The organism is uncultured Cyclobacterium sp. (assembly GCF_963976465.1).
GTDB lineage: Bacteria > Bacteroidota > Bacteroidia > Cytophagales > Cyclobacteriaceae > Cyclobacterium.
Genome location: NZ_CAXBOC010000489.1, coordinates 1 through 4057, shown reverse-complemented (window position 1 = coordinate 4057; position 4057 = coordinate 1). Strand labels below are relative to the sequence as shown.

At 38.9% G+C, this 4057-nt stretch carries 5 protein-coding genes; 1 reads left to right on the top strand and 4 read right to left on the bottom strand.

The features are described 5' to 3' along the window. Positions 1–992, bottom strand: a 992-nt coding sequence (locus AAC037_RS20875) for a sulfatase (RefSeq protein WP_339905336.1), incomplete at its 3' end; no start/stop codon positions are given. A 456-nt stretch (positions 993–1448) separates the two neighbouring features. On the opposite strand from AAC037_RS20875, the gene AAC037_RS20870 reads away from it, so the two are divergent. Next, positions 1449–2582, top strand: coding sequence for a DUF4221 family protein (locus AAC037_RS20870; protein ID WP_339905335.1), 1134 nt, complete (start codon positions 1449–1451; stop codon positions 2580–2582). 159 nt (positions 2583–2741) lie between these two features. Here the strand turns inward: AAC037_RS20870 and AAC037_RS20865 are convergent, their stop codons facing one another. The 3 genes from AAC037_RS20865 to AAC037_RS20855 all read right to left on the bottom strand — a co-directional run. Further along, positions 2742–3041: a type II toxin-antitoxin system RelE/ParE family toxin gene (locus AAC037_RS20865; protein ID WP_339905333.1), complete on the bottom strand. Its 300-nt coding sequence runs from the start codon at positions 3039–3041 to the stop codon at positions 2742–2744. Further along, positions 3032–3277, bottom strand: coding sequence for a hypothetical protein (locus AAC037_RS20860; RefSeq protein ID WP_339905331.1), 246 nt, complete (start codon positions 3275–3277; stop codon positions 3032–3034). Before AAC037_RS20860 ends, AAC037_RS20865 begins: the two co-directional genes overlap by 10 nt. A 313-nt stretch (positions 3278–3590) precedes the next feature. Beyond that, positions 3591–4057: Rid family hydrolase (locus AAC037_RS20855; RefSeq protein WP_339905329.1), on the bottom strand; the 467-nt coding region annotated here is incomplete at its 5' end.

The window sequence follows — 4057 nt, the reverse complement described above, 5'->3', positions numbered from 1 at the left end:
ACATTACCCGGCCATTTGATTACCAATGTCACCCTGATACCCCCTTCATAAATATAACCTTTGCCTTCTCTGAGTGGGGCATTGTTGGTCACCCTACCTTCACCTCCATTGTCACTTCCCAAGATAACGATGGTATTTTTGTCCAGGCCAAGTGAGTCCAAGGACTTCAATAACCTTCCGAAATTCCAGTCCATATTCTCTATCATGGCTGCATAAATCGCATTCTTTTGCTCCTTTTGCCCTTCTAACTTCAATTCATATTTATTCACCAGGGAATCAGGCGCCTCTAAAGGGGTATGCACGGCATAATGGGAAAGGTATAAAAAGAAGGGCCCCTCTTTATTCTTATCTATAAAATTAATGGCTTCATCGGTAAGCCTGTTGGTTAAATATTGCCCTTCTTCTCTATTGTCCAGGTTCTTTATGACAGGGTTCCAGCTTTTCTCCGATTCAAATGGCCCCCAATAGGTAGGAGGACTGCCATGTTCATATCCAGCAATGTTAATAGCAAATCCCTGATTTGTAGGGAAGTACTTTTCTTCTTCCCCAACATGCCACTTACCTATGCTAGCCGAGGTATAGCCTGACTGAAGCAAAATTTCAGGAATCATTTTTTCTTCAAGCGAAACGTGCATATAATCATCTGGGGGGATAATCCTTCCTTCCTCCGGATACCTATGTTTACCAATGGCAGTGATATGTCCGGTAAAACCAATGTTCGCAGGGTTTTTACCGGTCAATATACTGGCTCGAGAAGGAGAACAAACCGGACTTGCAGAATAAGCAGCTGTAAACTTCATCCCTTGGGCCCTTAACTTGTCAATATTTGGCGTTTCATAGAATTCACTGCCATAGCAGCCCAGGTCTTTCCAACCCAGATCATCTATCAGGATATATACAATATTGGGAGGCCGCTCCTGAGCCAATAGATTGGAATGAATGCTTGGTAGCAAAAGGTAAATTACACTCAAAAAAAACTTTGAATTACTCATATATAATCTTTAGAACAGAAATACAATTGATTCGAGCTTATTGAATGCTCCCTTCTGGTCGAAGCTTAAGGGTTAGCAATAACTTTAAACCTACAAAGACGAAAGTTTTCAACTTAAGAAAATATCCTTATCAAGTTGCCTTTGGTTTAAAATTCGAGATCTTTTTTCTATTCTCAAAACCGAATTGCAAATTCAATTAGAATTTAACTTGAAAGCACAATTTCCAAACAGTTAAATATCTACCTCAAACAATTAAATACTGTCATAGACTATGGGAGGGAAATGGAAGCTTGCTAGTTTTTCTGGATTAGCTCGAGTTGGGAAAGTTGAAAGCTTTCAGTATTTTAGGCGTAAATTATGCTCAATTAACTTAGACTAAACTGGGGTTTTTAAGCAGAATAAGCTTTTAACCCGCTTATTTTTTCTTTAATTTTCTCCCTCAATCCAATAACCCCTATGAAACAATTCTTTTACGCTTTAATTTTTTTCTTTTTGTGGGCATGTGGATCAGGCAATTCTTCAAGTGAAAATGCGATAGTTTCGGATTTGAATTTCAAACTTGATACCCTTTTAATCGATCCAGGAAATGAATTTCTTTACTTAAATGCCGGACTTCGGGTGGCAGCACTTGATGAAAGAAAGGAATACTTGTATAATTTTAACCCAAATGATTATACCCTCGAAAAAATTGACCTGGACAAAGGGATTTTGGCCGAAAAACTTCCTTTTGAAAAGGAAGGACCCGATGGAGTAGGCGAGATGGTTTTTGGAATGAATCTCATTTCCTCCAACTCCATTGCTTTTACGGGCTATATCAAAGTTAGGTTATTCAATTTGGAAGGAGATAAAATAAGTGAATTTGCCTTTAATGATAGAGCATTTTCCGGAGATAAGATGGCAGAAAGTGAAAGTTTTCAATTTTTAAGTAACCGGATGGTAGATTTTCACACCATGATAGGCTTGCTACGAGATAATAGTGAGAAAACCTATGCCTTGGGCATTTTGAATACAGACAATCAATCCCTCACTAAGGTACCTTTACCTCTTGAAACATTAGAAAATTTTCGATTTAAATTAAGCAGTCCTTCCAGTGTCCAAATGTCCTTTCCAACTGTAACGATCAGTAAGCAACAAGAAAGTTATATTATCAGCAATGATATTTCAAACAGTATTTTGCTTTATGAAAAAGACAGCCTGTTCCAGGTCGATTACCAGAGTAAATTGACTGCTGATAAAAAAACAGGGAAATACAACCAAGATTTTGAAAATGAAGAGGCGTTTAAGCAAACATCCTTAGACATGCGTAGGGAGATTAATTTTATGGCTCCCCTTTGGGATGAAGAGAAGCAGCTGTTTTACCGGTTTTCCCATAAAATCATCAAAATAGGAAAGGATTTAGAAAACTATGAGGATATGGAATCAGCCGTGTACCTAACTGTTTTTGACCCTGATTTTAATGTGGTTGCAGCGTCTCTTGTTGAAGCGCTAAATACACCACCTGGCTACCATTTTGCCAAGGACGGTAAAATTTGGATGTATATAAATAGGCAAGATGAAATGGGGTTTGTGCGGTTAACTGTGGGTTTTTAGTAAAGCAACCGCTTTCGACCTAGTAAAACTATTAATTTGGACAAGGTGAGCGTTTACAAATTACACCTGGTTGCAGTTAGGAAAGTTGAAAACTTTCAGCATTGTAGTCTAAGTTACGAGCTGCTAAACTTAGACCAGACATCTGAATTTACGGCGTCACTATTTGAGCTTCGGTGACTTTTGTCTGGAAGAGCGAATATTGATTAACTCTATTTGGTTTTCTAGCCTTTTGAGCCGATAAGTTATGACCGTGTACTTGTTAATTGGCCCACGATGAACATGTTTTTGACTATTTGTTTCTTCAAGCATTTCTGGATACTGGCTGAGCAATTCAAAAAAATCATTTGACTGCCTGACAAATTGCCGGACTTCCTTTTCTGAGAAATGGGTTTCCAAGTACTCAATAATTCTTGCAAAACCTGTTTGGGCACGCGTCGTCCATACGATTTCTAAAGCCATTTCTTATACTTCGCCATTACTTCCTGGTGGGGGATAACCTCACCTTTATCTGCTTGAGCAAGACCTATTTGAATCTCTTCCCGCTCTTCAGCACTAATCCGATCCCACCAATCCACTTCCTTTTTTTTCTTCAAAGCAATAAACTCATTGAGTACTTTGGCATCATTAAGTCCCGCGAGCCATTCTATCAACTGTAATTTCTCTGCCTGAATATCCATAAAACTGCCTTTTATCAAATATACTATTTTTTCATATATTTTTCCTTCTATGTTTCTTCTGATTAAAGCCTAAACGATAGAGCCAACTTGGAAATATCACTCCGGAAGTTTTCAACTTGAGTAAAACAACTGATATATTTAGCCAATAAAAAAAAGCTTAAAATTCAATTTCCTATTCTCAATACCCAATTGCATTTCTATTGGATATTTGAGTGTAGATGCAATCTACACTCAGGCGAAGATTAAGAAAGTTGAAAACTTTCAGCATTGGGGTCTAAGTTACGCGCTGCTAAACTTAGACCAGACCCGGGGCTTGAAAAGCTTTGCCAAATCAGTCCGGCACCACTGCTACCATGTCCATATTTAAGTAAATGCCTTCTCGACCTGTCCCCTGAATCCGTATCAAGGAAGCAACCGGAGGTCTTTCTGGATTGTAAAATGCTGTCCTTACTTTCATCAAACCTTCACGACCTTTTTCATCGGAAGGATAGTAACTTGCTTTTACCAGGTGGTCGTAGCTTGATCCGGCTTTTTCAAGAATTCGCGACAAGGTTTCAAAAAGGTTTCTCGTTTTTTCTTCCTCATCTTTTCCTTCTGTCGCATACAAGCCGGAAGTAAACAATAGCCCTCCTGCTTTAATGTCTACTATCCTACTGTAGGTGGTAGCCTGAATCATCCATGGCGGAGCGTAATAACTGACAGCTTCTTTGTCATTGTAGTGCTCAGGAGCCGAAGCGACCAATTCTATTTCTGCCTTGTTTTCTTCTACCAACCATTCCACCATGACAATGGGTGGTA